Origin of the sequence: Bacillus sp. ISL-47, assembly GCF_018613175.1 — a bacterium.
Lineage (GTDB): Bacteria > Bacillota > Bacilli > Bacillales > Cytobacillaceae > Cytobacillus.
Genome location: NZ_JAGGQS010000046.1, coordinates 17,716 through 43,314 on the forward strand (window position 1 = coordinate 17,716; position 25,599 = coordinate 43,314).

Consider the following 25,599-nt stretch of genomic DNA (forward strand, 5'->3'; position numbering starts at 1 on the left):
GATGTTTCGCAAAGCTGCCAAGTAAACAAAATGTAACTAGAATGTCACTGTATGCGTGTTGTTTGTCATGATCTTCTCAGTATAGACTGATTCTGAGGAGTGAAAAAAATGAAAACAGTAGCTGCATCACAATTAAACTTTAAGAAAAGGTTATCTATGATTGAACAAAGGTCACTAGAAGACACGGTTAAGAGATGGCTCAACGATCCAGAGGGAAAACGAACGGACATACTCCCCCTTCAGTACACGGAAGACGTGTTTGCAAAGTTAGAGAGCAAAAAAGAAAGTCAATTTACCATTTATACAAACGAATATTTTAGATATGTAACCTTAACAGAAGATAACCAAATTATTATTGGCGTTTTAGACTCCAATCATTCCCTGCTGCATCGGGTATTAACTTTAGATCATCTTTTAGTATAGTTTTTAAAGTTTTTATTGAAGCGGAGGACGAACGATGACGAAGAAAACAGCGAGCATAGGGGATCGCATTTCTTTTCAAAGAAAAGAAATAACCATTGAAGGCGTTGTTGGCGCTGTAAGGGACAATAGTGTCATTGTTGAAATTTCAATGGAATCAAGCCAAAGGCTACATTATGATACAACCAAAACCGTCGTTAAACATTCTAATTATGCAGTATTACCATCCGGGACATCTTAATACTTTTACTTACATACGGTCAACATGCCGCATTTTTGTTTATCTGCTAACGAAGAGATGAAATGATGTACTTAAACAAAAAACTCGCCATCACACTGTGGCGAGTTTTTTGCAAAATAAATTACCGTCATTTTGGTACTAATATTTAGAAAAGGTCCTCAAAATAGCTGCGGACCCCCTACCTTTTAGATCCCCCAAATGGCAATGCTTATTACAGCCAGCACCAGGCTCAGCAGCAAGGACATGCCCCAATGCTTCTTATCGGTCATCTTAAACAACACATTCATGACCGAGCTAATCGCAAGAAAAATAAAGAAAACAAACAAGAAAATCATTAACTCCATCATAGCCTAACCTGCTTTCCATCTCGTTTCACCAGAAAATAAGAAACGCTTCCCATCATCCCTTCGAGACCTCTAGCCGATCTTTTTAATAACCGCCATTTCCTTCCCAAAACGATCGCCATGATCCTTAAAACCCAAACTTGCATATAGATGGTGCGCCCCCAGATTCTCCGGATTGTAGCCTACCACAATGTTCTTTACTTCAGGCAGTTTAGCCATTTCGGCAATCATAAGCTCTGTTGCCTTTTTGCCGATGCCCTTGCCTTGATATTCTTTATCTACCATGATTCTATAAATCCAGTAGCCATCCAATTCTTCCTGAACGGTATTATACATCAGGAAGCCGACTGCTATATCTTCAAAATAGATTGCGTATGGTTTTAAAGTGGTTTCAAATTTACTCTGTGCAATGGAAACTGCATTTGGCTCCACATAGGCTTTTTGTTCCTCTGCAAGCTCCAGCAGGCAGCAGTCATACCAATTGTCTGCTGTTACTTCTTCTATTCTCACTTTATCTGTATTCATACCTATTTCCCCTTTTCAATTTTTAGGGAAACGCAGTGATTTAGTTAGGCGTTCTCCCCTTCTTTTTATCCACAATACCTAAAGTTTTATTTAGCATATTGAACGCCCCCTTTTACTAAATTATCAGAAATAACAAGCCCCAGTTATTATACTATAATATTCCATTTACTGCGCACCAGGGATTTGAGTTATTTTTTATTGGAAAGGCCATATATAATATATTGATTCTTAAAAATTCAAAGGTTTTGCAATCCGCTTCCTTCTGTCGGACGCCTGTTTGCCTGTATGGCTGACAACGTAAATAGCATCTGCACTGCACTTATTTCCCTTTTCCCAATATGTGCAGTTATTTACTTCACAAAGAATGTCTATCACCTTCATTTTTCTATTTCCACTCTTCCTTCAAAATGGCATAATAATATTCATCCCACCACTCATCGCCATTAGGAATGCACTTTCTGAAAAAACCTTCACGTCTCATGCCAATTTTCTCCATAACACGATAGGAAGGCGGGTTCTCCGGCTGGCAGGTAGCGATAACACGATGAAGGCACAACTCCTGAAATCCATACTTCAACACAGCATAAGCAGCCTCGGTGGCATAGCCTTTATGATAAAACTTCGGATTAAACACCCATCCAATTTCGTATGTATGATCGCCAAAATATTTATGAAAAGAAATATGGCCAATCAGGTCGTTTCCATCCTTTAACCGGACAGCGAAATGCTTAGCCCCGTCTCCACTATTCTTATCCACAAACTCTTTTGCAGCTTCCTCTGAGAAAGTGCCTTCTGGAATATATTTCATTACTGCGGCATTTGACGTATATTCATAAACGGCCTGCCAGTCTTCTGATTGGAATTTTCGTATTTTCAATCTCTCTGTTTTTAGATCCATTTTGCTCTTCTACCCCTATCAACATTTATAAGCTAATTTTTCGTTAACTTAGCATGTAATTCCTTTAAAAAAACTGAACGCACATAAATTTTTTTATCCGCACAGAAAATGGGGGCTATCCGCACAGAAAAATATTATGCACATAAACCCTTTCATCCGGCATGCAAGTAGAACCTTCCTGATTTCTAAGAAAATCCCGCCCTCATATGCAAAAAATGCGAAGAGCGGGATAAATCCATGATCTTAATTCAATTTTTCATCCATCTCATCCAGTCCAAGCATTTCACAAGGGACACTTTCTTTAAGCTCATCCAGCTGACTGACAGCCAGTTTATACAGCTTTTCATCCTCATATTCCTCCTGGAAAAACAGACAGTTACCCGCTGCTTTCACCAGAACCTGGACCTTCATCTTTAAGGCCGATCCCGCAACGCTGTCTTCGTCCCCAAGCGACATGCCCGCTGGATTCGATTCTGATTCCGAAATATACACCTGCGCCCCGCCGATTTCTCTTGCAAAATCAGTTACTTCAGATAGAGAGTCTGCATGCTTCACGTTACCACCTCTCTTATCCTTTACCTCCAATTCGCCAGAGTTCAAACCCCTGCACAATGAAAAGTAAGGCAGCTGCAGTTAAAAGAAGGATAAAAATGTTTTTATAAAGCCAGCAGAAAATAATAACCCCAAATGAAGGAGAAGCCCGCCCAGCAGCATAAATCCAAGTGTAAAGATAAAACGCGGTGTTCAAAAATCCTTCATGGCTGATTTTCTGTCCTCTGGCTTCATTCTCAAAAAGCCAGCAGCCACAGCCGCTGCTGGGATCCCCCACATAAAATAAAAAAAGGACAATCGTTCAGTGTCCCTATCACTCCCGCCTTCCCTCAAAATAAACCGGCGGCTGACTTTTCTGCAGAATAGGATTGCATCATAATGCTTTTGCGGATAGATGGCGAATGGCAATTGCCCCATCACATCAATGCCATGGCTGCTATCCCCCAGCAAAACAATCCTTTTGTCTTTGATATATGGATCCATACAGGAAAAATCCTGGGCATCCTTTACTTCGCTGCTCTTGCGATTGATTTGTTCAATCCAGGCAGACCTCGTTGTTTTCCGCAATGGCATTCATCAGGCCTCCCCTCCCAATTGAACACGTTATTTTTGCCGATTCTCTGATCCTTTAACAAGACGAAAAACAAAATAATACACACCACTCAGCCCTGCAATTCCTAGTAAGGTAAGAAAGGGAAGTGAGTCTGAAAATAAGATCCCAGCTGCAAATAAGACAAAACAAAAAATAATGCCGAAGATCGTTAATAAAGAATGCCGTTTTTTCTTCAAGCGCTTCCCCCCTTTTGCTATTTCTGCTCTCTGCTCCTGATGTTTAACAGATAAATTCCCCACCACACAAGCAAATAGAAAAAACCAATTAACATATAAATGGCCCAGATTGAACCCTGCTGCAGCTGAGCAGCCATATATTCCATCTCGTTCAGATCCTTATCTCTCCCTATACTATTGATCAGACCAACGACAGGAACGGTTAGTGTAGAAATAACAGCGATAATAGACAGTCTGATCATTCTCTTCCTCATTACACTGTGAATCGACGTTCCGAAGGTTAGGATCAAAAATAGATAATAAATGATCCAAAACCAGCTGGGCAGAGTCTCCCCATACATCCTCTCACCTCATTCAATCTCCTCATTCGGCCAGCCTGTGCTGGAAAAGATTTAAAAAGGCTATCTCGAACTCCCAAAATGGGATTAGATAGCCTTTCAGTACAATTACTCATAACACAGCGATTCAATCGGACTCGGCCTTGACACTTTATTAGCCGGCAATAGACCGAAGATGATCCCAATCGCCATGGAGAAGAACAGGGCTCCTGCCACGACCTGCCATGAAATCAGCGATGGCCAGCCTGCAAAGAATGAAATCAGGGACGCTGATCCTCATCCCAGCAGTATTCCCAGCACGCCGCCAATTAGTGTCAGCGTCACGGATTCAATTAAAAACTGCCCCATGATTTGGCCCCTGGTCGCTCCAAGCACTTTTCGGACCAAACTTCCTTATTTGTTTTATACGGAATACATTTGAGGAAGGTTTCAATTTTTACCAAAATAAAAAGAGCAGCTGTAACTGCTCCATTTTTCTATCGCTCTTTCATTTTCCCTATTAACCACTTCGTTCCCTCAGCAAGCACACCCCCTACTATGATGGCGTAAAAGGTGCTCCGGTCGATAACTTTCGCTCCTGTCAGTGCAACTAATCCAATGATAAAGAAGATTCTCCAATACAAGAGGCCTTTTCCCATCTCCCCCTCCTTAGCTGCCGATCTCCTGCTCTTATATACGGAGCAAACTGCAAATAGTTTCAAGGAAGAATCTAAAAACCTATACAGCCTTCCGCTGAAAATACAAATATCCGCCCAAATAAAACAGCAGAAAGAATCCGCCAATAACCGTCAAAAGCTGCTCCCATGGAATGAAGAATAAATCATCCGTATTTGCAGCCGGATACATCATGGCAAAAGGCTGTGCCCACGGATAGTATGGTCCTGCTTTTTCCGAATTCATAGCTAAAATGGCCGGCAGGGTAAAAATAACGTTTACCGCAAACGGAGCGGCAAAGCTTTTGAACCACACGGACATCCACAGCTGCAAAGCCACCAGTGGAAATGTCGCCACCCAGCCTCCTAAAATGCTTTTCCAGATAATTTCGATTGGAAAAGGATCTGCCACCCCTTTAAACATTCCTGCGCTATAAATGGCAGCCAGGTACAATAGCTGAATCATCATAACCAGCAGAAGCACCAGCAAATACTTCGCAGCAAACACCTTGCCTCTTGTGACGGGCAGGGCAAGCAGCTGCTTCCATCCGCCGGCCTGATGCTCATACCGGCAGACAAGGCTTGCGAGAACACCTGTCATCAGCGGCAAAAAAAGAACTGCATAAGGGAGATTCATATAAATCAAAAGCATATACCATTCATTCACCATGCCGGCTGTTTCCGATGTATCTGCCCCTATCCCGGCAGCAAGCCCGACAAGCGGTCCGGTAAGGAGAATGATGAACACCTTCGATTTCCTTAGCTTATACCATTCCGATTTTAAAATGGACAGCATTTATTTCACGTCCCTTCTTGTAAAATCAATCATGCCGGCCGCATATAACAGAGCGCCCGTACTAATCCCAAGCATGACATTTACCAGCGGCTCATCCCACTCATTCAGGAGAAACGGCCACTTCCAAATCATCCAGTCCGGCAGTGTAAAAGCAACATACGTTAAAATCACGCCTAAAACCCCAGCGGCAATGGGCACTCCCTGATTCACGCTTACGGTGGCAATCCAAAGCTGCAGCGCCAAGATCGGCAAAGCAGCAAAGAATGGATAGAAGCTATACTCCAACAGCTCCCCAAAAGGAAACCCGCTTCCCAAATCCAAGAACAGCCCAAAAGCCAGCGTGAACAGCATCAGGAGCACAGAAGACACAATCAATAAAAAAGAAAGAACTGTAAACTTCGCTAAATACACACTCATTTTCGAAACAGGCAAGGCAATCATCTGTTTCCATGCATTTGTTTCATTTTCAATGCTCGCCATAAAAGATGTTAAAATCACAATGCCCAGCACTATTGCCAATGGTGTAAACGAATGGATGTTCCCTAAATAATACCCCCACCGATCCTCACTCTGCTGAAACAAATAGTCCTTCCGCACACCGTAATTGACCATTTGCATGGCAACGACGCCTATAGGCCCAAGTACAGTTAATAACCAGATCCCCTTCCGCCTGATCTTTATAAACTCGGCAGCCAGCAGTTTTCTCATCATCCAGCATGCTCCTCCCTCGTCATCTGAAGAAAAATATCCTCAAGCGAACGCTTTTCTTCTTCCACCCGATAAATAGAAAAGCCATCTTCCACAAGGCCCCGGACTGTTTCTGCCACTTTCTCATCAGAATGCTGCTGTAAAGATATAACGCCATCATTCAGCCCAGCCTTAATCCCCTTTGCCAATAGCGAACGCCACGCCCGATCACTCTCGCTGACTTTTAACAAGACTGAATCCTGCGCATACATCCGCATCGCTTTAATCGAATCCTGGAAAATCATCTTCCCCTTTGTCACGATGCCTACGGTTGTCGCCATCTGGTCAATCTCGGACAATAAATGGCTTGAAATCAAAACGGTCATTCCATATTCATCTGGAAGGCTTTTGATTAAATTTCGGATTTCAATAATACCGGAAGGATCCAGCCCATTGGTCGGTTCATCCAGAATGAGCAATTCTGGATTATTTAACAATGATGCAGCAATGCCGAGCCTCTGCTTCATGCCGAGCGAAAACCCTTTAACTTTCTTGCCGGCCACATCCGAAAGCCGTACAATCTCCAGTACTTCAGCAATCCGCTGCTTCGGCACTCCCAAGATCATTCTCATCGCTTCAAGATTTTCATTTGCCGTTAAATGCGGATAGTAGGAGGGCGTCTCCACAAGCGAACCCACTCTCGCTAAAATATTTAACCTTTCCTTCTTTAAATCTTTTCCAAAAATTTCGATTCTGCCTGAAGTCGGCTTCATCAGCCCTAAAAGCATCCGAATCGTTGTCGTCTTCCCTGCCCCATTCGGTCCCAGAAAGCCGTAAATCTCCCCTTTTGGGATTTTCATATCCAAGCCCGACACGGCCTTTTCTTGTCCAAATTGCTTTGTTAAACTTTCCGTCCTCACGATATATTCCATTTCCTCTCACCTCACTATCCATATTAGACAGTTAAGGTTAAAACGAGGGTAGAGGGAAGGTTAATATTTGTTTAAAAATAAACGGTTTAAAACGGCCAAACGGAAACAGCCATTTCTTTTTAAATACAAAATTGGCGGGAAAGGCTCAAAAATAAAACCCACATAAATAAATAGGATACAGAAAAGCGCTCAGAGTGTCCTGAGCGCTTCATTATTAGTAGTCATTAAACCCTATAACTCGTTATTCCCAATAAAAATGGCATTAATTTATTATTTTGATTTCTTTAAACCAAAACTCCAATGAATCCATTGGTTCTTCTCGAATATGAACATAATAAACTTTTAGATCATTGTAATCTAGGTTTTCTGGAAGATCGAAAGAAAATGCAAACTCTTTAGCAGTCTCGATATCATATATGAGAGGATCCAATTCAGGAGAAACTTCATCTTCTAGGTATTTCCGAACTGCCAACTCCAATCCTTCCTTATCCATTTCATGATAGTTTTTATACCTGTTTCTGTTTACATTGGTGACCTTTGTATCATCCGGTGCATATAGGACTATATAATCCGTGACGAATCTATAGGAATCTAGCGGCTTCTCCCAGACCCCTGAAAGGGTATAGTGCTGGTTTTCATTTTGGACAGTGACCTTAAGGGAGTCAGGAGTCGTATGATACCAGGAGTTAAAAACTACGTCTCCAATAAAGAATAGCACCAAAAATACAGGGATTGATAATACCAGGGACAGGATTTTACTTTTTTTCCACACCATTACCGCTAATACAAGCAAACCAAAGACTAGTAACATACCAAGAATGATAGACATGAATATACTCCCCAAGATTTTATTATTATGTATCGTCTAAATGCGCTTAGTATTTCTGAGTACCCATACATAGCAAAACTTCCTGCTCGCTCATTGAGGCTTTTCTTTAAAGGCAAGAATCTTGACAGTTGTCCCCTCCTCACCTGACTCCATCTCCCAATCAAGCTTCATGCCCTTCACCATCATATCCACAATCGATAACCCGATGCCTGCACCTTTTTCAGCAGAGCTATTTTTCAAGCCCTTCCCTTGGTCAATGAATACAATGGCGTCATACGCCTCAGTAGATTCGGTTTTCACTTCAAGATACGAGCCATCCCTTGCATGGCGGAGTATATTTTGCAGGAGATTGTCTATGATTCGTCCCAGCCAAATCGGGTCAGCCAGCCATTTTTCCTCAAAAGGCTGTAAATCGATAACCGTTTCGAACCCTTCTTTTTCAAAAACAGGATACCAGGAAGCCAAGCTTTCCCGCACAAATCGGACAGCGTCCATTTCTTTCAGTTCAAGCTTATGCTTGCTTGCCATCAATAGCGTATAAGACATTAGGTTTTCAATTAGCCTGTCAATATTTACAATGGAGTTCTCCAGTGCTTTGACGGCTTGTTTTCCTTCGGGGGAAAGATCCTCTTTTGCTATCGAATAGGTTTGTGCATTGATTTTTGTTAAAGGAGTGCGCAAATCATGGGATAGATTGGCGATCAGTTCCCTGCGCAACTGCTCCTCTTCCTGTTCACGCCGCTTGCTTTCCTTTAGCTCCACCACCATATCATTAAAGGTTTGTTCCAGCTGGCCGATTTCATCGCTTTTTTGAACATCGATTCCGATAGGGAGATTATCAAGGTCACGCCTTTCCATCGCCTCCTGCAAATGCATAAGCCTTTTGCGGATACCCCGGAAAAATAAAAAAGAAACGACTATAAACAAAGAAATAATCAAAAGCAAACCTAATCCCAAGAACCATCCATATTTCTCAGTCATTTGAACAAAGGGCGGATTGAACAAATTCCGCGGAATTTCAAGAACGATAAAGCCGTTTCGTTCGTCACCGCCAATAAAACTAATGACGGTAAAAGGCTCACCGCCGTAACGCTCTTTAATGAACTTGGCTGTATAGGCAGGAGTCCAGTCAGCGGGAAGCTCTCCTTTTACATCCAGCTGCTCCATGAGCCGTCCATTTTCATCGATCCAAAACATCGAAGCATCCCGATACTGCTTTTTCCATTGAGCAAAAAGCCGGCGGATACTCTCCGCTGAGGCACCTTCCAGCTCTTCTGCGTCCGCATGCCATTGTTCTTCAATTCGCTTGGGATCATTTTGTTCATCCGCATCCTCTTTTCCAAGAATGCTTTCCTCAAGGCCCATGGCAAGCATGGCGACAATCAAATACGCCGCTTGAAACAGAAAGAGCGCGGTCAGGATAATCAGCATATACTTCGCCTGCAATGATTGAGAGAACTTTTTCATCCTCTCACCCTGTAGCCAATCCCGCGGATTGTTTCAATAATTTCAGGCCGGGATGGGTTTTTTTCGATCTTTTCACGAAGATAGCGGATATGTACCATCAAGGTTTTATCACCTTCTATATACTGTTCGCCCCAGACTCCTTCGTAGAGCTGCTCTTTGGTTAATATTTGATTCAGGTGGCGGATGAAAAACTGAAACAGCTGATACTGTTTGCCTGTAAGCTGAATTTCCTGCCCTGTATCCCGATCGGCCATTCTCATGTCTTTCGTATGTACATTCAAATGATGAAGCTCAAGCACCTGGTCGTTCTTCTGAAATCGCCTTAACAGCACCTCAATCCTCGCAGCCAGCTCATCCGGCTGGAAAGGCTTCGTCAAGTAATCGTCCGCAAAGCTAAGTCCTTCAAGCTTATCTTCTACTGCTGTCCGCGCTGATAGCATTAAAACAGGGAAATCATCCCTCTCTTTCTTCATCCGCTTCCCGATTGAAAAACCGTCCAGCCCCGGCAGCATGACATCCAAGATGGCAATATCTGAGTCTCCCAGATATTTTCCCATCCCTTCTCCAGACTTCAGCCAGGTCACCTCATATCCTCTCTCCTCCAAATCCTTCCTCAGCCAGCTGCCAATCTCGCTTTCGTCTTCTATGTATAAAATGCGAACCATTTTCTCCACCCTTATCTTTATTGGTCATTCCCTGCTCCATCATCTTCATATTAACACAATTTGGAACTTTCTCTTGACTCGAAGCCTATCACAATACAAAAAAACGACGTGCTGCTACACACGTCAAGTTTGTCAAAACTCATATAGATGGAGGCGCAAATCCTCCGAGCGATAGGATACCTCTTTTTCCTGTACTCCAGGTAGAGCCACTGTCGTTTAATTGATTCATCCTTATCAGTCCTACTATTCTATTCCTATGTAAATTTTCAAGTCATCGAAGCCGCACACTATAATAACGCATGGCTTTCGGCACTCCTTTTATCTCCAGAAGGCCATTAAGGCTCAGCTGCCTTAGCCTGTATTCAAAGAACCCATCACCGATATATTGCTCGAGATGGCCGATTACTTCACCAATGACACGGGCTGATTTAATGAAGGTATTCTTCTTGCTCAGCTTCCGGACAGTCCCAATGATGAACTCATCAAAATAATCCAAGCCAACACTGTGGATTTTATGATTCTTCCAAACTCTTACCTTATCCTTCGAGGCAGAGAGCACTTCCCAATCTTTCTCAAGTGCTGCCCTTTCTGACTTAGAGACCGGCCTTAAACTGCTGCTGTATTCGCAGATTGCTTTCAGCCGTTCAGGAGAAAGTTCCCCCGTATGCAATGGAACATACTTCTGGTTCGTCCTTTGAGTCACCTCTTGGTATAAATCAGCCGTATTTACTACCGTAATTTCGTTCCCTTTCTCCTTTAATTGATAAAGAAGATACCGCAAACCTGTTTGTTCATGTGCATTGTTTCCTGTCCAGATCCAAATGGGAATAGCCTCAGGGAGCTTTTCAATCGCCTGGCCTATTTTTTCATAGTCGTCCATAAAGCTGTCGATATACTCATCATCCAAATTAATATGATTTGCCAGCCACTCCTGCCTTTCAAGGAGCCCCACAGTTTCCTGCAGGTTCCTAATGGGGCCAACAGAGAATTGATCGGAAAAAGAGATTACTTTTTCCGCTACATCGCGATGCTTTTCCCGCAGCATACACTTCAAACTCCCAGATGCAGAATCCCCGAAAACAAAATGAACTTTTTGCAAAGACTGCAGCTCCTGCCGATCACGAATTGCCTGCGATTGCAGGAAGCCCTCATGGATTTTCTTTACCTGTTCTGCCAATCTCTCATCCTCGCACTTGGCTTCTTCAGCCATAGAAATATGCAGCAGGAACTGGAATAGCCATGATTTCGCCTCATCCTCAGACAAAGCCCCAATGCTCTTTCTTAACTCAGCAATCATCTTTAACCCTCCCATTGCTATCGCAGCTCTTTTGTTAATCTATTTCGAAACTCTTCATATGTCTGTTCCCTTGTGTTCTTTCACGAACCCGATGACTGATTCAGGATCAGGCTTGCTATTTCCCTTTATAGACAGAAAAAAAGCGACTCCCGCTGCCAAAAGGAGAACAAGCACGGCAATCGCCCATAATCCTTTGCCCAAATCGAAAACCCCCAGTAATAATCTTTATTCGTTATACGGCCAACCACCTTGAAAGTTTCATCTTTTGGAAAAATATTGAATACCCCGCAGGATTCTCTGACCAAAGCAAAAAAGATTGGAATCCCTCCAACCTCTCAATAAACTCTCGAATAAACCACAAAAGATAAAAACACCGTACAAATCAGCAAAATGGATAAAAGATTGCTCATAGCCAAAAAGAAAAGCCCCAAAATAAAGAATGGGATCCTTGATTGTTCTTTGATTTTTCCCCCTTTTCTTCCTTCCCTTCATAAATAATCCGTTTTTCGAATGTTGTATGAAATGTCTTGGCCAGTTCAAAAGCAAGTGGAAGAGATGGGTCATACTTTCCTTTTTGATTGAAATAATCGTCTGTCTCGAAACCCCAAGCATAGCAGCAGACGATTCTGTGAATAGCCATGCTTTTTTCTAAATTCAACTAAATTGTTTTTCAACGTGTTCACCCCATCTAATTCCGGCTTAATGTAAAGCTCCCTTTACATTAAGGAAACTTTACATTAAGCTCCACTTTAAGAAAAGCGCCTGCCATATGCAGACGCTTCCTTCCCTATTAAACTGGTTTACTTTACAGCCATACTAGTCTTCTTCCGAACCTTCATTGGTATCCATATTGGTTTCTTGATCCGCACCACCCGTGCCGTCTTCCCCGGATGGTGTCTCTTCATTCATGTTTGGATCCTGCATTTCCGGATCTTCTGTTGTGCCAGGATCTTGCATTTCGGGATCTTCTGTTGTGCCAGGATCCTGCATTTCATTATTTTCCGTATGATTTTCTTCCATTTCATTCTGTTCCAGTTCTACGTCTTCTGTTTCCGGCGGCGGCTCCTGTTCATCTGTCCCACAGCCTGCCAACAATAATCCTGCACTCAATGGGATGGAAAGCATTAATTTAGTATATTTCATTCTGTCATCTCCCTTTTGCAGTATTGGTTACGTTACGTCCTTTCCCGATTCACCTTGAAATAAACAAGTTTTCGGAAAAAACTGTACAAGGAGATGAAGTTTACTAGATTAGCTAATATTTTGCTCCTTTTCCGCCTTTGCCGCTGTAAACTTCCTTTTATTCGTAAACAACGGAACCAAAATCGTCAGCAAGCTAATGCCAATAAGCGTTAAAGCAATCGGCTTATCAAGGAAGATGGATAGGCTGCCATTTGAAATGGTTAAAGTTTGCCTTAAAGCTTGTTCCATCATCCCCCCCAGGATAAAAGCGAGGATAAATGGAGCGGCCGGGAATGAAAACATTCGCATCAGGAAGCCGATAATCCCGAATGCAACGAGAAGATACAGGTCGAATGTGTTAAAGCTGATCGCGTATACTCCTATCAAACTAAAAATAATAACCAGCGATATTAATAACGGCCTAGGAATTCTAAGCACCTTTGCAATGTAAGGAATCAAAGGCAGATTAAGGATCAGCAAAAAGATGTTTCCGACATACATACTGGCAATAATCCCCCAAAACACTTCTGGACGGTCCTGAATTAGCAAGGGACCCGGCTGCACGCCTAAAACCAAGAACGCTCCCAATAAAACAGCAGTCGTCCCTGAACCTGGGATTCCCAAACTTAGCAATGGCACGAACGCTCCACCAGTGGCCGCATTATTAGCCGTTTCCGGGGCTGCCAATCCTTTAATCGAACCTTTTCCAAATTCCTCTGGGTTTTTCGCCATTTTCTTCTCGGTAATATAAGCAATAAAAGAAGCAATCGTGGCTCCTGCTCCAGGCAGGACACCAATGATAAATCCCAAGAATGATTGCCTTGTCATCGGCCCGCTCATTTCCTTCATATCCTGCTTGGAAATCCGCAGGCTTCCCAGCTCTTTATTATTGCTCATCGTATCGTCTTTACGTTTTAATACAAGTGTGCAAACCTCAGCTAGGGCAAATAACCCCAGTGCTATGACTAAAAAGTCTATTCCTTCGAGCAAGTTGGGATTGCCAAAAGTGAAGCGGCTTGTACCTGTTTGGCTATCAATTCCGATTGTCACGACAATAAAACCTAAAGTAGCTGAAATAAATGCTTTAATCGTGGATCCCTCTGACAAACTTGAGATCGCTGTCAGTCCCATAAACATTAAGGCAAAATACTCAGCTGGACCAAACGAAACAGCAACAGCCGACAGCAGCGGCGTGAATAGCATTAACAAAATAACACTTACTGTACCGCCCGTAAAAGAAGCAATCGCTGCGATCGCCAGCGCTTTGCCGGCTTTGCCCTGCTGCGCCATTGGATAACCATCGAAAGCAGTTGCCACCGTTCCGGCTACCCCAGGCGCATTCAATAGAATCGAAGAACTAGACCCTCCGAATATCGCTCCGTAATAAACGCCAGCCATCATCACTAAAGCAACAGTTGGATCCATACTGTAGGTAATCGGGATCATAATGGCCATGGCACTAATCGGACCCAATCCGGGCATCATCCCAATGAAGGTCCCTACAAATACACCGATAAAAACAAACAGGATTCCCTGCAAACTAAATGCGACTTGAAACCCTGTCATTAACCCTTGAAATGCATCCATGCTTTTCCCTCCTCTTAAAATGGAATAATGCCTGCTGGCAGATTAATTCGAAGCAAATAATTAAATAATCCGTAAATAGCTAAGGAAAAAACAACCGACACAATCCCATTTGCAAGATGTTTTTTATAGCCCAGGAATAACGAACAGCTGAAAATAAATAGTGTGGTCATTATTAAAAATCCAAGAACTTCAAGCAAAGAAATATAAACTAAAATAAATGCCAGTACAGCCAGCAGCACAAACAAATTGCTCTTGCTTAAACTCCTCTTTTGCTTCTCCGCTTCAGTTTCTTCCTTCTTATCCAAAAACAGCAGAATGGCAAAGAATAATAAGAGAAACCCCAGCCCTTTAGGGACAACGTCAGCATCAATAATGGCATTCGGGTATTTTGGAAGATTGTAGCTTAGGATTAAATAAACTCCAGCAATAACCGCGAGGATAAGTGCCATTTTTTGATTGATTCTTGTAAGCATTCCTATCACCTCTTTTAATAGAATGAAAGATAGAACATCTAAAGCTGTTCTATCTTTCTATCAATCTTTCATTTTATTTGGGCAAAAGATTATCGGGCCAGCCCTAATTCTTCAAGCAGCGTCTCCATATCTTCCGCTTCTGTCTTTAAAAACTCACTGTACTCTTCACTGTCCATATAAAGCTCTCCCCAGCCATACTTTTTGCGGATTTCCTCCCAAGCTGGTGAATCGTTTAGCTCTTTAAATTTTTCCTCATAGTATTTTACAGCGGCAGGATCCATGTTCGGAGGTCCGAAGAAGCCTCTCCAGTTAATGAATGTCTCATCGATTCCCTGTTCTTTAGCAGTTGGGAAATCTGATAAAACCTCCCCTTCCAATCGCTCTTCAGAAGTGATTCCAAGGACTTTAATTTTTCCTGCTCTTACTTGTTCAATCGTTTCAGCAACACCTGTTGTATAAACATCGACACTTCCATTCAGAACAGCCGTTAACCCGCCTGCATCAGGATCTGAAATATACTTAATCTTTGTCACATCAACACCGGCGGCTTTCGCAATTTTGACAAATTGCATATGATCCATACTTCCCGGAGACGAGGTACCGATTACACTTACACTTGCAGGATCCTTTTTCATATCTTCAAATAAATCATTCAGGTTGTCCCATTTGGCATCTGCTTTTACTACAAATGCACCATAATCGGCAATGACATTTGCAATGGGTGTAAAGTCTTCATAGCCATATTCAGATTGTCCGTTTAAAGGAACCAATACTAATGGAGGTGACCCAACAAACATATGGTGCGGGCTTCCATCCTTACCGGCGACATAGGCCCAGCCAATCGCTCCCCCTCCGCCGGCTTTATTGACAACAGGCAAGCGTTTATCAATGATTTTTTCTTGTTCAAAAACTTGAGATGCCATCCTTGCGGTCGTATCCCAGCCGCCGCCCGGCCCTGCAGGTGCCGTAATTTCAATTGGCTGTGAGGGTGTCCACTCCCCATTAGCACTTGTATTTCCGCCAGATGATTGGCTTGAACATCCGGCAGTCACAAGCATCATCAAAGCAGCTGCCGTACCCAATAATCTTTTCATTGTATTTCCCCCTTTGTTCGCTAATTCTTCCATCCTTAAACGCTATAATAAGTCAGAAAAATAAAAATGTAATCGTTTTCAAAATATCCTGCATAAAAACCTTTGTGGCTATTTTGTTCATTTTGTTCACAGGGTTGAGTATTTGGGAATTGGAGTTACCTAAAGGAGGAAATCAATAGCATAGCATGAAAAAAAGAATGCAAACTAAAGTCGCGGGTGTCTTTCAGCGGCATCCTTAAAGATGAAAGCAAATAAGGGTGGTGAAAAAATGGCTAAAAACAAGAAAAACAAATCTGAACATCAGAACAATGCGCTTCCGAAAGATGTTGAATTTGCGGACGACAGAGCAAACGGCCTTGAAAGAATCGCTTTAAAAGCACAAAGAGAACATAGGAAGTAATAGAGAATGGGGACAGTCCATCTGTCCCTATTCATTCAGACAAAAGGTTGGATTTCTCTGTACATTCAATAAGAGCCAAATGACTTGAACTCAATCCAGCCCTTTACCCTTGCGCCGGAAATCAGTATAGTAGACTTTCCGTTCCGGCGGCTCTGATTCCAAATTTTGAATAAAATCTGCATTTACCTTTTCCAATAACAAGCGCTTCAATTTCTCCAGCCTGACCGGACCGATTCCAGACAATTTTTCCGGGATTATTACTTGGAGATCCCCTTGCTGTTTATACAGGCGAATGCTGCCATGTCCCGTTCTATCCGTTTTCCCTGATGTATAAGCAAATTCAAATCGCTGCTCTATAAAGGAAGATACTTCAGGAAGTCCTAAATTTTCATAAATCGGAGGAAATTGATGATAGACAGGAGGATCGGTGAACTTTATTGAAGTAATGTTCAATTTATCCCTCTCCTCTCATGTTTTAATAAATGATAAATAAGGTTGGTTGATTGGAGCGTAAGATGCGAGCTCCTCGAAAATGCTATCGCATTTCCTTCGTGCGGTGTTTATTCAAGGAAGCTTATTCAAAGTCCGGCGGGAGAAGTTGGACAGGTGAGACCCCACAGGCGCTGCGCGCCGTGGAGGCTCAATGCCCGCCCTGCGGTTCGCTGAGCATCCTGAAGCGGAAATCAACCTCTTCTCACTACTTGTTTAAAAAGGTACAAGTTTGCGTAAACAGCCTTTAATAACTGCTATTATTGCCATTAAAAGATGTAATCATTTAATAAGGCTGTTTTCGCAAAGTTTGTTGCTTACAAGCTAGTTTTAATTACTGAGTTGATTGCGGTGCTTATTCGAGGAAGTTTATTCAATGTCCTGCGGGAGGAGAGGGAGCGGGAGACCCCGCAGGCGTGAAACGCCGAGGAGGCTCCCGTTCCTCCCCGCGGAAAGCAAGTGACTGGAGCGGAAATCAACGGGCAAGCTTTAGAGTCCAAAAACAACAATCTATACGAAAAGAGCCTTTAATAAAGAAATTGAAAGCCGTTATTATAAAGAACCAATAAAAAAACACCTCTCTATAAAGAAAGGTGCCGCTTATATCAAATAATATTTCCGCTCCGGCCTGCCGACAATGCCATATTCCAGCTCCGCCTTAGCTTTTCCTTCGGATATTAAATACTCCAAATATCTTCTTGCGGTTGTTCTCGAAGCACCTAAATGCTCGCTTAATTCTTCTGCGTTAATCCCATACTGTAGTCTCTCCATTGTTTCCTGAACCTTTGTCAGTGTTAATGGATCGATTCCTTTTGGAAGAGAGACGGGATTTGCTGCAGGAGGACGTCCCAAGATGACCTGATCAATGACAGACTGATTAAATTCTTTACCAGAATCCAGCACATCTCTCCGGTTCATCACTTTTTCCAGGGCAGCCTTAAATCTGTTAAAATCAGCCGGCTTAACAATATAATCAAGGACCCCATTGCGAATAGCAGGCTCTACCACGTTTTTCTCTGTGGAAGCTGTGATGAGAATGACATCCAGCTTTGGATAGTTACTTCTCAGTTCCGGCAGTAAAGAGACCCCGCTTCTGTCCGGCAGATAGTTATCCAATAATAAAACATCTACCTCTTGTTCTTCTAATAGATCGATGGCTTCTGATGCATTTAAGGCCTTGCCCACTACCTTCACACCATCTATTTTTTCTAAAAATTGCTCATGAATGGAAGCGACACGGAAGTCATCCTCTGCAATGGCGATTTTCATGGACTATTCACCTCTCTTTGTTGGATTCGGGATATTTTTAGGCAGATAGATGGAAATAACCGTTCCAGCCCCAGGCTTGGATTGAACCTCAATCGTTCCGTTCAGGCTTTCCACAGCTTGTTTGACAATGGCCAAACCATAGCCGCGGTTCTGCTCTCCCTTGGTGGAATAACCCCTTTCAAAAACTTTATCGGATTCATCTTCTGGAATGCCTTGTCCGTTATCATAAATCTCAACAACTAAGTCTTTCCCTACGTCGATGGCAAAGAACGTCACTTCACCGTCTTTCTTTCCCTCCACCGCCTCAAATGCATTGTCAACCAGGTTTCCGATAATGGAAATGACTTCTGCATAAGACAAATGTGCCGGCAATGCTTCCATGCTGCTGTTGTCATCAATCATAAATTGAATCTTCTTCTCCGAAGCTTTTCCTAATTTACCCAAAAGCAAGGCTTGAATTTTAGGGTCATGAATTTGTTCAAAAATGATCTTATTCTGGCTTTGGATCGCAGAGGATTCAGCCTGGATCATTTTAATGGCTTCATCATACTTCTCCAATTGCAGCAGGCCTGATAACACATAAAGTTTATTGGAAAATTCATGGGTTTGCGCCCTCAGATCCTCTGAATATTTTTTTACTTCTGTTAAAGTTTGGACCATATTATTTATTTCTGTCTTATCTCTGAACGTTGAGACAACACCAATGACTTGATCATTTTCAATGATGGGAGTGCGATTGATGATAACATTTTTATTTCGCAATGTTACCTCATGATCCCGGTCAGGTTCTCCTGTTTGGAGCACTTTATAGACGCCTGTGTTTGGAAGAATCGTTTCCACTTTTTGATTCAAGATATCGTCCTTCACACCCAATAAGTTTTTGGCTGATTGGTTGATCATTCTAATAAAACCGTGTTTATCTACAGAGATAATTCCTTCTTTTATGGAATAAAGGATCGCATTCCTTTCCAAATACAAGGAGGTCATCTCATAGGGTTCCATCCCCAAAGTGGTTCTACGGATATTCCTTGCCAGCAGATAGCTTGCGATCATCCCAATTAGGATAACGAATAAAGAAATAAAGCCGATCTCTTTTCCACGCTGAATTGCTTTCTCTTGCAGGTCTTCCATTAAATACCCAACGGATACAACACCGATAATCTGTCCTTCCTCATTTTTAATTGGACCCTTTCCTCTAATAGACCTTCCAAGCGAGCCTTTAGCCTTGGATATATAAAACTCGCCCTTTAGCGCCTGGCTGTTATCTCCCCCAACCATTGGCAGGCCAAGCTTCTTCTCATCCGGATGGGCATAGCGGACTCCTTCTGCATTTCCGATGACAATGAATTCAGCTCCCGTTTCTCTTCTGATTTTGTTAACCAGCGGCTGCAGAATTTTTGAAGGCTTATCCTGCTCAAAGGAAGATACAACCGTAGGCATGGCCGATACAGCGATGGCCAGCTGAAGAGCCTGGTTGCCCATTTGCTTTTCAACATGCTTATATTCAACCACTAAAGAAATCACGAGAAATATTAAAATGATAAAAATGGTATTCAATATGTTTGAACCAATAATCTTTGTTTGCAGAGACATCGGAAGTTTTTTGGTTTTCATAGTCACCTCGGATTGAACATAAAATTTATAAATCTATTAATATTCTAATAATATTTCTTCCCTTTGTCATCTTGGTCTTTTTCGTATGTATGGCTTTACACATAATACGGAACCTTTCGTGGAAAAATAAACTGTTATTTTTCACAGAAAGGACGATCTCCAAATGGATCTTTTTCAGGGCAAATTATATTGGCCGGAGACAAGCAGGAATTCCAAAGAGTACGAAAAGCTGGACAATGATTTGGAATGCGATGTGTTAATTATAGGCGGAGGTCTTTCCGGAGCTTTGTGTGCCTTTTTGCTTGGAGAGTATGGAGTGAATACCGTCCTGATCGATAAAAATAAAATCGGTGCCAGGGTTTCATCTGCAAACACCGGTGTCCTCCATTACATGTCCGATCAGCTGCTAACTGACCTGATCATTCAAATAGGCGAAGAGAAAGCAGTCACTTATTATAAGCTCAGCCAAAAAGCAATAGATGAGCTTGCACGTATTGCAGCTGCTTCCGGCACCGAATCAGGCTTTGAAAAGAAAAGCAGCTTGTATTTTTCAAGCAGCAAGAGCGACCTGGCAAAGCTGAAGGCTGAGTATATGCTCTTATCCAAACTGGATTTTCCGGTTGCCTTCATGGATGAAAAGGAAATCAGGTCCAAGTTCCCATTCACCAAACCTGGTGCGATTTATACCCTTGGTGATGCCCGGGTAAATCCCCTGAAATTTTGCCAGGCAGTGACAGAGAGTGCAGCCGGCAAAGGTGTGAAGATTTACGAAAACACGGCGATGAAGGATTACGAACTTGGTGTTAAGAAACATACTTTTAAAACAAATGGCGGCTCAATTTCCGCCAAAAAAGTTATATTTGCAACCGGCTATGATACGCTGGATTTTATGAACACGAAAAAAATCACCCTTTCCCGGACACATGCGATTGTTACCGATCCTCTCAGCGACCGTGAGCGATGGTACGAAGATTGCCTGATCTGGGAAACGAAACGGCCCTATTTATATATCAGCCTCAGTGATGAAAAACGGCTCATTGCCGGGGGTCTTGATGAAACCGAACCTGTTGGCGGATATAGCAGAAAAGATTTTAAAAGGAAAACAGAAAAGCTGTTGGACTCTGTCAAAGAGCTATTCTCTAATTTGGAAGCGAAAGTGGAGTATGAATACAATTCGGTTTATGCCAATACATTTGACGGTCTCCCTTTAATCGGGGAACATCCGAAACATAAGAATGTTTACTTGCTTCTTGGATTCGGAGGAAATGGAACTGTCTGCAGCATGATCGGCGCCATGATCATTCGGGATTTAATAAAATATAACTACCATCCGGCTGCAGATATTGTCCGGCTGGACCGCAGTTAGGTGGTTAAAATGAATACATTTATGATTATTTTACTGGTGAGCGTACAATGGCTGTTTCCTTGGCAGACTGTATCAGGACTCGCAGCCTGGGATAAACAGGGCCTTTCAGAAGATTATCACGGCCATATTGACGAACGTTCAGAGTCTCTAAATCCCAAAATTAAGCTCCTGGGCATAAACGACTTCCATGGCCAGCTGAATGTAACCCGGCAGGTCAATGGCCAGCCCGCCGGCCGCGCTGATTACCTGGCTGCCTACCTTCGCCAGTTTGCAGCTGAAAGTGAAAATACGATACTGCTTCATGTCGGTGATATGATCGGAGCAAGTCCTCCGGTATCGGCTCTTTTACAGGATGAACCCACCATCCATTTCCTCAATCGGATGGGATTTGATATTGGAACAGTCGGAAATCATGAATTTGATGAAGGAGCTGCTGAACTGATTCGGCTTCTGTATGGCGTCAAACCTACGGCCACTGCAGGCTTTACCGGATCCCGATTTCCATGGGTAGCCGCTAATGTGATCAGCAATCATACAGGCAAGCCCCTCCTTCCTCCCTATAAAATTTTAAAAAGAAGCGGGATACCGATTGGGTTTATTGGAGTCGTCATGAAGGAAACTCCGAACCTTGTGGCACCAAGCGGGGTAAAAGGATTAACGTTTACAGATGAAGCAGAAGCCATTAACAAGTATGTCAGCGAGCTAAAGAAAAAAGGAGTCAGAGCAATTGTTGTGCTGGCCCATATCCCCGGAAAGTCAAAAGCAAGCGGGGAACAGCCCACCGGCCCGTTAATCGAATTAGCTAAAAATGTGGACGATGAAGTGGACATTCTTTACGGCGGCCATAATCATGCTTATTTAAATAGCATGGTAGATGGGAAACTGCTGATCCAATCCTATTCATATGGAACGGCCTTTTCAGATGTAGATATTGAAATCGACCGGAACACAAAGGATATTGTCAGCAAGAAGGCGGAAATCATGACCGTTTATCAAGAGAATATCCAACCGGCTAGTGACATTACCCGGATGATCGAGAAGTATGAAAAAAGAGTGGAACCGATTGTAAACAGAGATGTAGGAACTGCTGCGAATCGAATGACGGCCGAACGGAATCAAAGCGGTGAATCCGCTCTTGGCAATCTCATTGCCGACTCCCAGCGTGCTGCCATGAACACCGATTTCGCTTTCATCAATCCCGGCGGAATACGGGCTGACATTGATGCAGGCAGCGTCACTTGGGGCAGCCTGTACACTGTCCTTCCTTTTAATAATCAGCTCGTCAAAATGAATCTAACGGGCAGGCAAATCCGCGACGTCCTGAATCAGCAATGGCAGCCAAATGCAACTAGAATCCTGCAGATATCTGGTTTCACTTACACATGGGATGACAGCCAGCCCCGCGGTAAAAAAGTAATCGATATCACCGCGGAGGATGGAACAAAGCTCGATCCCGGCCAGAGCTATTCAGTCGCCGTAAACACCTATCTGGCTGAAGGCGGAGACAATTTCACCGTCTTCCGTAAAGGAACAAACAGAGAAACTGGGCCAACGGATATTGAGGCGTTAGTCGATTATATTCAACAGCTGCCGCAGCCGTTTAGTACGGAGATTGAGGGGCGGATTCGAAAAATAGATAACGAAAGAAGGGCGAATCCTCGTGACTGAAACACATGAGGATTCGCCCTTCTTAATTTCTCTAATAAAAATCGGACTGGCAGCATATTCTTTTCTATAAAATAGTTAACGAGAGAGTGATCGCATGAAAAAATATATTTATTTCATGATGCTTTTTTGCTTATTCTTTCCTGTCTTTCAGAAGACAGCCATTTGTAATGGATAACCTGCGACTATGTTCAAACTATTCCCTGCTTATCGGATTCCAGCTTTATGGTTTAGACTCAATGAGAAACCTGCTAATCTCTGCTCTTGCAGCTCTATTTTCATTCTTTTTCACAAATGTATTTATAAGTTGGGACAACAAATATAAGAATTCCTGACTAATCAGCTCTCGTTCGTTTTTTTCACTTGAGCAGTCATTCCAAGTGCAAGAATAAAAAATACAGTATGCAACGCTAAATTAATTCCGTTCCATTCACCATTAAAAACGGTCACATTTATAAGGGTTGAGAACTGCATGAACAGGATAATTAGCAATAATGATGTTGTTATTTTCAAAACGGACAACTCCTTCTACAAGTTTCTTCAGACTGTCTGCCACATTGATTCATCCCTTTGCTTACGCTCTCAACATGATTCATAAACGGTAAATTGCGGTTTAGTCGGATGGTCCATGACCAGGGCATCATTTGAAAACCTTAAAAGCTTTTGATATAAAACTAAATCGCCCAAACAGCCTGTTGTCAATAATGCCCCCAGAATGGATAAAGCAGGCATGTTTAGCACGATTCCCAGAACAAGCGGCAATACACCAGTCGGAATAAAGGGCAATAATAAAACCCTTTTCATTTGCTGAACCGTAATAGGCTGTTTCGCATGAGCATACGCCACACCTAACTTCAGATTGACCCCCCAGGTCATCTCATTCCATGGCACACCGCCTATATATCGAAAACCTGCTAAATGAATCGCTTCATGTAAAATAATCATCACCATCATACCGGCTATAAATAAAAGAAAGCCGGTAAAGTGAAAGTTGATCGCCCCTTCACGATAAAGCAAGGCATGTAAAAAGAGTACCCCGAATATCAACACAACGGTCGCAATCGTTAAATATATTTGCAATTTTACCATTGAAATAGATACAACTGTTTCTTTCTTTTTATCCAAATCTTCCCCCCCCCCGCGCCATTCGGTCCCTCTTATATTTACGGATTAGAAATGGCAAAGTTTCACAGATTTAATTTTCGGCAAAATCATTAAACTTGGGATATAAAATGAAACAGCGTTCACCATAACTGAAATTGCTTTTGCCATTTTAAATTGATAAACTCCTTTTATATAAGCAAATGAAGCTAAGGAGCGTTCACGATGATCAATAAAATTGGAAAAATAACTATATATGTCCAGGACCAAGAACAGGCAAAGGATTTCTGGCTCAATAAAATGGGGTTTGCTTTAAAGCTTGAACAGCCAATGGGTCCAAATGCCACCTGGATAGAAGTCGGACCAAGCGATGACGAGTTTACAACTTTAGTTCTTTACTCCAAGACATTAATGGAGCAGCAAAAACCTGCTGCCGTTGCCCATCCATCCATTCTTTTCAGCACCACCGATATCGAAGCCGCTTATGAAAAAATGAAGCAAAATGGGGTAGAAGTTGAGGACATGATAAGAATGCCATTTGGAACCATGTTTACATTTAAAGACCAGGATGGAAATGAATATCTGTTAAGGGAAGATAAATAAAACAAAAAAAGACCTGTCTACGATCTGCAGCATGCAGCTGTGACAGGTCTTCTTTACATGAAATGTTACTTTAAACTAGGTTTACCCTTTCCCCTCATACACTCTCTTCAAAAGATTGTAATCCAATTTTGTCTTCATTTGAAGCAACGCCTTCATCACCCTTTCCGATTTTTCAGGATCTGGGCCGCTGATCATTTCACTTAATTGGGCGGGTACAATTTGCCAAGATACACCGAATTTATCTTTCAGCCAGCCGCAAACCTGTGCCGTTTCGTCTCCGCCTTCCACTAGCCTCTCCCAATAATAGTCTATCTCTTCTTGATTCTCACAATGGACAATAAAGGATATGGCTTCTGTAAATTTGAATTGGGGTCCTCCGTTTAACGCAACAAATTCTTGCCCTTCCAGCTGAAATCCTACTGTCATGACGGCTCCCTCTGAAATACCGCCAATTTCATGTCTTTCTTTTCCATAGCGAGTAACCCTGTTAATATGGGAGTTCTTAAAAATAGACGTATAAAACCTCACTGCTTCTTCTGCTTCCGTATTGAACCACAAATTGGGGGTGATTTTTTGGATTTTATTATTCATCGTCCCAGCTCCTATCAAACTGCTTCCTTTATCACCCATTCTAACCTAAATAGAATTTAAATTACCTGTTATTTCCTTAACTCACTATACTGTACATGATCCAAATCCCCCGTTTAACATTAACGGTACACCGTATCTTTATTCAGATTCTGCCAGTTTCTAACCAATTAGACCTATTTCACCTGAAAAGCCTATTCCCCTTTCCAGCATGCTTGTATAATCAAGTCAACGGCACAAATTATTAGGAAAGGATTGTGATAAACAAAGTGCTTTATATTTGGGATATCGAGAAGATTATTAAAAACACCTTAGCCGAACATCGCTTGAACATAAACTATGAATTCAACAATAAACTTAATGCACCTATGAACTATAACGTTTCAACCAATACAATAAAATTTAACTACCTGCAAGTGAACGGATACATAGCCAAAATTAATTTCAAAATCAGAGAGACTGAAGAAAATATTGTCAAATTGCTTCTTTATCATGAAATCGGCTATTATCTGGATTTCAAGAAAAACAAACATGATATCAAGACTTTAATGTACGGAGAAGATGAGGAAATAGAGCAGCTGATGTCTGTAATTGAAAGAAACTCGTGGGAATATGGACGGACATTGGTACCTGAACATCTAGTAAACGCATATGATCAAGTACGTGAATTGGATAAACTTCTGTTAAAAAGCCGCTAAGGCCAAATAAAAATGCGCCCCCCGATATATCATTCGG

General features: G+C 42.3%; 33 protein-coding genes and 3 pseudogenes. 7 read left to right on the forward strand and 29 right to left on the reverse strand.

What is annotated here, in order from left to right:
- The first annotated feature begins 108 nt into the window (after positions 1 to 108).
- Together J7I93_RS15825 and J7I93_RS15830 are read left to right on the forward strand one after the other, a co-directional pair.
- Positions 109 to 423 (forward strand): hypothetical protein, encoded by a 315-nt coding sequence (locus J7I93_RS15825; protein WP_214726829.1) that lies wholly within the window; start codon positions 109 to 111, stop codon positions 421 to 423.
- A 34-nt stretch (positions 424 to 457) separates the two neighbouring features.
- Complete coding sequence (locus J7I93_RS15830; protein WP_214726830.1) at positions 458 to 661, forward strand: DUF2187 family protein; 204 nt, start codon at positions 458 to 460, stop codon at positions 659 to 661.
- A gap of 185 nt (positions 662 to 846) precedes the next feature.
- Here J7I93_RS15830 and J7I93_RS15835 read toward each other — a convergent pair whose 3' ends face one another.
- The 23 genes and pseudogenes from J7I93_RS15835 to J7I93_RS15945 form a co-directional block, all read right to left on the reverse strand.
- Positions 847 to 1,008 (reverse strand): hypothetical protein, encoded by a 162-nt coding sequence (locus J7I93_RS15835; protein ID WP_214726868.1) that lies wholly within the window; start codon positions 1,006 to 1,008, stop codon positions 847 to 849.
- Between the two features lie 69 nt (positions 1,009 to 1,077).
- On the reverse strand, positions 1,078 to 1,530 hold the full coding sequence (locus tag J7I93_RS15840; protein ID WP_214726831.1) for a GNAT family N-acetyltransferase: 453 nt from the start codon (positions 1,528 to 1,530) through the stop codon (positions 1,078 to 1,080).
- A gap of 235 nt (positions 1,531 to 1,765) precedes the next feature.
- Positions 1,766 to 1,911: pseudogene (locus tag J7I93_RS25215) on the reverse strand (DUF1540 domain-containing protein); the annotation flags it as partial.
- A gap of 4 nt (positions 1,912 to 1,915) precedes the next feature.
- Positions 1,916 to 2,428: a GNAT family N-acetyltransferase gene (locus J7I93_RS15850; RefSeq protein WP_214726832.1), complete on the reverse strand. Its 513-nt coding sequence runs from the start codon at positions 2,426 to 2,428 to the stop codon at positions 1,916 to 1,918.
- A gap of 243 nt (positions 2,429 to 2,671) precedes the next feature.
- Entirely contained in the window at positions 2,672 to 2,983 is a 312-nt protein-coding gene (locus J7I93_RS15855) for a hypothetical protein (protein ID WP_214726833.1), read from the reverse strand.
- A 189-nt stretch (positions 2,984 to 3,172) separates the two neighbouring features.
- Positions 3,173 to 3,553, reverse strand: coding sequence for a hypothetical protein (locus J7I93_RS15860; RefSeq protein ID WP_214726834.1), 381 nt, complete (start codon positions 3,551 to 3,553; stop codon positions 3,173 to 3,175).
- A 30-nt stretch (positions 3,554 to 3,583) separates the two neighbouring features.
- Positions 3,584 to 3,769 carry a hypothetical protein gene (locus tag J7I93_RS15865; protein ID WP_214726835.1) on the reverse strand — a complete coding sequence of 62 codons (186 nt, stop codon included), beginning with the start codon at positions 3,767 to 3,769 and terminating at the stop codon, positions 3,584 to 3,586.
- Between the two features lie 17 nt (positions 3,770 to 3,786).
- Positions 3,787 to 4,110, reverse strand: a complete 324-nt coding sequence (locus J7I93_RS15870) for a hypothetical protein (protein WP_214726836.1) — start codon at positions 4,108 to 4,110, stop codon at positions 3,787 to 3,789.
- Positions 4,111 to 4,215: 105 nt separating this feature from the next.
- Positions 4,216 to 4,491, reverse strand: a pseudogene (locus J7I93_RS15875) (ABC transporter permease); the annotation flags it as partial.
- Positions 4,492 to 4,583: 92 nt separating this feature from the next.
- Entirely contained in the window at positions 4,584 to 4,745 is a 162-nt protein-coding gene (locus J7I93_RS15880; protein WP_214726837.1) for a hypothetical protein, read from the reverse strand.
- Between the two features lie 79 nt (positions 4,746 to 4,824).
- On the reverse strand, positions 4,825 to 5,556 hold the full coding sequence (locus J7I93_RS15885; RefSeq protein ID WP_214726838.1) for an ABC transporter permease: 732 nt from the start codon (positions 5,554 to 5,556) through the stop codon (positions 4,825 to 4,827).
- Positions 5,557 to 6,267, reverse strand: coding sequence for an ABC transporter permease (locus J7I93_RS15890; RefSeq protein ID WP_214726839.1), 711 nt, complete (start codon positions 6,265 to 6,267; stop codon positions 5,557 to 5,559). It lies immediately after the preceding gene.
- Entirely contained in the window at positions 6,264 to 7,175 is a 912-nt protein-coding gene (locus J7I93_RS15895; protein ID WP_214726840.1) for an ABC transporter ATP-binding protein, read from the reverse strand. Before J7I93_RS15895 ends, J7I93_RS15890 begins: the two co-directional genes overlap by 4 nt.
- Before the next feature lie 262 nt (positions 7,176 to 7,437).
- Positions 7,438 to 8,004: a hypothetical protein gene (locus J7I93_RS15900; protein WP_214726841.1), complete on the reverse strand. Its 567-nt coding sequence runs from the start codon at positions 8,002 to 8,004 to the stop codon at positions 7,438 to 7,440.
- A 90-nt stretch (positions 8,005 to 8,094) separates the two neighbouring features.
- Entirely contained in the window at positions 8,095 to 9,471 is a 1,377-nt protein-coding gene (locus J7I93_RS15905; protein ID WP_214726842.1) for a sensor histidine kinase, read from the reverse strand.
- Positions 9,468 to 10,136, reverse strand: coding sequence for a response regulator transcription factor (locus tag J7I93_RS15910; RefSeq protein ID WP_214726843.1), 669 nt, complete (start codon positions 10,134 to 10,136; stop codon positions 9,468 to 9,470). The genes J7I93_RS15905 and J7I93_RS15910 overlap by 4 nt, the downstream gene beginning before the upstream one ends.
- Before the next feature lie 271 nt (positions 10,137 to 10,407).
- Positions 10,408 to 11,433, reverse strand: coding sequence for a DUF1835 domain-containing protein (locus J7I93_RS15915; RefSeq protein WP_214726844.1), 1,026 nt, complete (start codon positions 11,431 to 11,433; stop codon positions 10,408 to 10,410).
- A gap of 54 nt (positions 11,434 to 11,487) precedes the next feature.
- Positions 11,488 to 11,634 (reverse strand): hypothetical protein, encoded by a 147-nt coding sequence (locus J7I93_RS15920; protein ID WP_214726845.1) that lies wholly within the window; start codon positions 11,632 to 11,634, stop codon positions 11,488 to 11,490.
- Between the two features lie 259 nt (positions 11,635 to 11,893).
- A pseudogene (locus tag J7I93_RS15925) lies at positions 11,894 to 12,107 on the reverse strand (helix-turn-helix transcriptional regulator); the annotation flags it as partial.
- A gap of 142 nt (positions 12,108 to 12,249) precedes the next feature.
- The gene (locus J7I93_RS15930; protein ID WP_214726846.1) at positions 12,250 to 12,576 is read right to left on the reverse strand and encodes a hypothetical protein; all 327 of its coding nucleotides are present in this window, start codon (positions 12,574 to 12,576) and stop codon (positions 12,250 to 12,252) included.
- 108 nt (positions 12,577 to 12,684) lie between these two features.
- On the reverse strand, positions 12,685 to 14,202 hold the full coding sequence (locus J7I93_RS15935; RefSeq protein ID WP_214726847.1) for a tripartite tricarboxylate transporter permease: 1,518 nt from the start codon (positions 14,200 to 14,202) through the stop codon (positions 12,685 to 12,687).
- A gap of 14 nt (positions 14,203 to 14,216) precedes the next feature.
- A complete protein-coding gene (locus tag J7I93_RS15940) occupies positions 14,217 to 14,675 on the reverse strand; it encodes a tripartite tricarboxylate transporter TctB family protein (RefSeq protein ID WP_214726848.1) in 459 nt (152 codons plus the stop codon).
- Between the two features lie 89 nt (positions 14,676 to 14,764).
- The gene (locus J7I93_RS15945; RefSeq protein WP_214726849.1) at positions 14,765 to 15,769 is read right to left on the reverse strand and encodes a tripartite tricarboxylate transporter substrate binding protein; all 1,005 of its coding nucleotides are present in this window, start codon (positions 15,767 to 15,769) and stop codon (positions 14,765 to 14,767) included.
- A gap of 268 nt (positions 15,770 to 16,037) precedes the next feature.
- Here J7I93_RS15945 and J7I93_RS25430 point away from each other — a divergent pair, with 268 nt between their 5' ends.
- Positions 16,038 to 16,169: a hypothetical protein gene (locus J7I93_RS25430; RefSeq protein ID WP_285289083.1), complete on the forward strand. Its 132-nt coding sequence runs from the start codon at positions 16,038 to 16,040 to the stop codon at positions 16,167 to 16,169.
- A 90-nt stretch (positions 16,170 to 16,259) separates the two neighbouring features.
- Here J7I93_RS25430 and J7I93_RS15950 read toward each other — a convergent pair whose 3' ends face one another.
- The 3 genes from J7I93_RS15950 to J7I93_RS15960 all read right to left on the reverse strand — a co-directional run bounded on the left by J7I93_RS15950 (position 16,260) and on the right by J7I93_RS15960 (position 19,541).
- Positions 16,260 to 16,622, reverse strand: coding sequence for a hypothetical protein (locus J7I93_RS15950; RefSeq protein ID WP_214726850.1), 363 nt, complete (start codon positions 16,620 to 16,622; stop codon positions 16,260 to 16,262).
- 636 nt (positions 16,623 to 17,258) lie between these two features.
- Positions 17,259 to 17,927, reverse strand: coding sequence for a response regulator (locus J7I93_RS15955; RefSeq protein WP_214726851.1), 669 nt, complete (start codon positions 17,925 to 17,927; stop codon positions 17,259 to 17,261).
- Positions 17,928 to 17,930: 3 nt separating this feature from the next.
- Positions 17,931 to 19,541: an ATP-binding protein gene (locus tag J7I93_RS15960; protein WP_214726852.1), complete on the reverse strand. Its 1,611-nt coding sequence runs from the start codon at positions 19,539 to 19,541 to the stop codon at positions 17,931 to 17,933.
- 163 nt (positions 19,542 to 19,704) lie between these two features.
- On the opposite strand from J7I93_RS15960, the gene J7I93_RS15965 reads away from it, so the two are divergent.
- Positions 19,705 to 20,907, forward strand: coding sequence for an NAD(P)/FAD-dependent oxidoreductase (locus tag J7I93_RS15965; RefSeq protein WP_214726853.1), 1,203 nt, complete (start codon positions 19,705 to 19,707; stop codon positions 20,905 to 20,907).
- Between the two features lie 9 nt (positions 20,908 to 20,916).
- Positions 20,917 to 22,575: a bifunctional metallophosphatase/5'-nucleotidase gene (locus J7I93_RS15970; RefSeq protein WP_214988248.1), complete on the forward strand. Its 1,659-nt coding sequence runs from the start codon at positions 20,917 to 20,919 to the stop codon at positions 22,573 to 22,575.
- Positions 22,576 to 22,911: 336 nt separating this feature from the next.
- Here the strand turns inward: J7I93_RS15970 and J7I93_RS15975 are convergent, their stop codons facing one another.
- Both J7I93_RS15975 and J7I93_RS15980 read right to left on the reverse strand, forming a co-directional pair.
- On the reverse strand, positions 22,912 to 23,085 hold the full coding sequence (locus J7I93_RS15975; RefSeq protein ID WP_214726854.1) for a hypothetical protein: 174 nt from the start codon (positions 23,083 to 23,085) through the stop codon (positions 22,912 to 22,914).
- Positions 23,086 to 23,154: 69 nt separating this feature from the next.
- Positions 23,155 to 23,697 carry a DUF3267 domain-containing protein gene (locus J7I93_RS15980; RefSeq protein ID WP_214726855.1) on the reverse strand — a complete coding sequence of 181 codons (543 nt, stop codon included), beginning with the start codon at positions 23,695 to 23,697 and terminating at the stop codon, positions 23,155 to 23,157.
- A gap of 201 nt (positions 23,698 to 23,898) precedes the next feature.
- Here J7I93_RS15980 and J7I93_RS15985 point away from each other — a divergent pair, with 201 nt between their 5' ends.
- A complete protein-coding gene (locus tag J7I93_RS15985; protein WP_214726856.1) occupies positions 23,899 to 24,276 on the forward strand; it encodes a VOC family protein in 378 nt (125 codons plus the stop codon).
- 81 nt (positions 24,277 to 24,357) lie between these two features.
- On the opposite strand, the gene J7I93_RS15990 is transcribed toward J7I93_RS15985, so the two are convergent.
- Entirely contained in the window at positions 24,358 to 24,867 is a 510-nt protein-coding gene (locus tag J7I93_RS15990) for a VOC family protein (RefSeq protein WP_214726857.1), read from the reverse strand.
- 254 nt (positions 24,868 to 25,121) lie between these two features.
- Between J7I93_RS15990 and J7I93_RS15995 the strand changes: the two genes are divergently transcribed.
- Positions 25,122 to 25,562 carry a hypothetical protein gene (locus J7I93_RS15995; RefSeq protein ID WP_214988250.1) on the forward strand — a complete coding sequence of 147 codons (441 nt, stop codon included), beginning with the start codon at positions 25,122 to 25,124 and terminating at the stop codon, positions 25,560 to 25,562.
- The last annotated feature ends 37 nt before the right edge of the window (positions 25,563 to 25,599 follow it).

Coding starts and splice junctions, on each gene's coding strand:
- J7I93_RS15825 (WP_214726829.1), top strand. CDS start 109: ATGAAAACAGTAGCTGCATCACAATTAAACTTTAAGAAAAGGTTATCT.
- J7I93_RS15830 (WP_214726830.1), top strand. CDS start 458: ATGACGAAGAAAACAGCGAGCATAGGGGATCGCATTTCTTTTCAAAGA.
- J7I93_RS15835 (WP_214726868.1), bottom strand. CDS start 1,008: ATGATGGAGTTAATGATTTTCTTGTTTGTTTTCTTTATTTTTCTTGCG.
- J7I93_RS15840 (WP_214726831.1), bottom strand. CDS start 1,530: ATGAATACAGATAAAGTGAGAATAGAAGAAGTAACAGCAGACAATTGG.
- J7I93_RS15850 (WP_214726832.1), bottom strand. CDS start 2,428: ATGGATCTAAAAACAGAGAGATTGAAAATACGAAAATTCCAATCAGAA.
- J7I93_RS15860 (WP_214726834.1), bottom strand. CDS start 3,553: ATGCCATTGCGGAAAACAACGAGGTCTGCCTGGATTGAACAAATCAAT.
- J7I93_RS15870 (WP_214726836.1), bottom strand. CDS start 4,110: ATGTATGGGGAGACTCTGCCCAGCTGGTTTTGGATCATTTATTATCTA.
- J7I93_RS15880 (WP_214726837.1), bottom strand. CDS start 4,745: ATGGGAAAAGGCCTCTTGTATTGGAGAATCTTCTTTATCATTGGATTA.
- J7I93_RS15885 (WP_214726838.1), bottom strand. CDS start 5,556: ATGCTGTCCATTTTAAAATCGGAATGGTATAAGCTAAGGAAATCGAAG.
- J7I93_RS15890 (WP_214726839.1), bottom strand. CDS start 6,267: ATGATGAGAAAACTGCTGGCTGCCGAGTTTATAAAGATCAGGCGGAAG.
- J7I93_RS15895 (WP_214726840.1), bottom strand. CDS start 7,175: ATGGAATATATCGTGAGGACGGAAAGTTTAACAAAGCAATTTGGACAA.
- J7I93_RS15900 (WP_214726841.1), bottom strand. CDS start 8,004: ATGTCTATCATTCTTGGTATGTTACTAGTCTTTGGTTTGCTTGTATTA.
- J7I93_RS15905 (WP_214726842.1), bottom strand. CDS start 9,471: ATGAAAAAGTTCTCTCAATCATTGCAGGCGAAGTATATGCTGATTATC.
- J7I93_RS15910 (WP_214726843.1), bottom strand. CDS start 10,136: ATGGTTCGCATTTTATACATAGAAGACGAAAGCGAGATTGGCAGCTGG.
- J7I93_RS15915 (WP_214726844.1), bottom strand. CDS start 11,433: ATGATTGCTGAGTTAAGAAAGAGCATTGGGGCTTTGTCTGAGGATGAG.
- J7I93_RS15930 (WP_214726846.1), bottom strand. CDS start 12,576: ATGAAATATACTAAATTAATGCTTTCCATCCCATTGAGTGCAGGATTA.
- J7I93_RS15935 (WP_214726847.1), bottom strand. CDS start 14,202: ATGGATGCATTTCAAGGGTTAATGACAGGGTTTCAAGTCGCATTTAGT.
- J7I93_RS15940 (WP_214726848.1), bottom strand. CDS start 14,675: ATGCTTACAAGAATCAATCAAAAAATGGCACTTATCCTCGCGGTTATT.
- J7I93_RS15945 (WP_214726849.1), bottom strand. CDS start 15,769: ATGAAAAGATTATTGGGTACGGCAGCTGCTTTGATGATGCTTGTGACT.
- J7I93_RS25430 (WP_285289083.1), top strand. CDS start 16,038: ATGGCTAAAAACAAGAAAAACAAATCTGAACATCAGAACAATGCGCTT.
- J7I93_RS15955 (WP_214726851.1), bottom strand. CDS start 17,927: ATGAAAATCGCCATTGCAGAGGATGACTTCCGTGTCGCTTCCATTCAT.
- J7I93_RS15960 (WP_214726852.1), bottom strand. CDS start 19,541: ATGAAAACCAAAAAACTTCCGATGTCTCTGCAAACAAAGATTATTGGT.
- J7I93_RS15965 (WP_214726853.1), top strand. CDS start 19,705: ATGGATCTTTTTCAGGGCAAATTATATTGGCCGGAGACAAGCAGGAAT.
- J7I93_RS15970 (WP_214988248.1), top strand. CDS start 20,917: ATGAATACATTTATGATTATTTTACTGGTGAGCGTACAATGGCTGTTT.
- J7I93_RS15985 (WP_214726856.1), top strand. CDS start 23,899: ATGATCAATAAAATTGGAAAAATAACTATATATGTCCAGGACCAAGAA.
- J7I93_RS15990 (WP_214726857.1), bottom strand. CDS start 24,867: ATGAATAATAAAATCCAAAAAATCACCCCCAATTTGTGGTTCAATACG.